Annotated in this window: 1 protein-coding gene; it reads left to right on the top strand. The window is 50.7% G+C overall.

All coding sequences use genetic code 11. The features are described 5' to 3' along the window. The coding region (locus ABD333_RS47400; protein WP_344549506.1) for a cbb3-type cytochrome c oxidase subunit I at positions 1-605 on the top strand (605 nt) is incomplete at both ends.

Raw genomic sequence — 605 nt, 5'->3', positions numbered from 1 at the left:
ATCCGGTCTTTATGAGCCGGAACCATCTGCTGACAGTTTCAAACAATATTATGATGATCCAACGCGTGCCGGTATTGTGTTTTCTATTGCATGGGCGCTGCTTGGCATGTTTGTCGGTGTTTGGGTTGCAGCCCTTCTGGCATGGCCGGAACTAACCTTTGTGGAGCAGGCATGGGCAAGTTTTGGCCGTCTGCGTCCGATCCATACGACAGGGGTAATTTTCGGTTTTGGCGGTAATGGTTTGATTGCGACATCCTTCCATGTGCTGCAAAGAACTACCCGCGCGCGTCTGCCTGATCAGATCAGCCCGTGGTTTGTGCTGCTTGGTTACAATCTCTTCTGTATTCTGGCCGTAACCGGCTATCCGATTAAACATTCACGCTCGCCGCTTATTCATGGCTTTTGGCTGCGGGAATATGGTTTGCAGGGGTCGTATCAGGCAATGGAAGTGGCACCTGAAGACTTTGCCAGCTTTGCTACCACGTTAGCTGCGCAAAATCTGGTTGGGGGAAATGTCACCCTGCCCCATAAGGAAGAAGCTTTTAAGCTTTGTGCCAAACTTGATGATGCAGCCAAAGCCATTGGCGCGGTTAATACGCTTTGGC

The sequence above is a fragment of the Actinomadura fulvescens genome (genome assembly GCF_039533225.1).
GTDB lineage: Bacteria > Actinomycetota > Actinomycetes > Streptosporangiales > Streptosporangiaceae > Spirillospora > Spirillospora fulvescens.
Note: the sequence above shows the minus strand (reverse complement) of the source record. Positions and strands in the feature narration are given on the sequence as shown.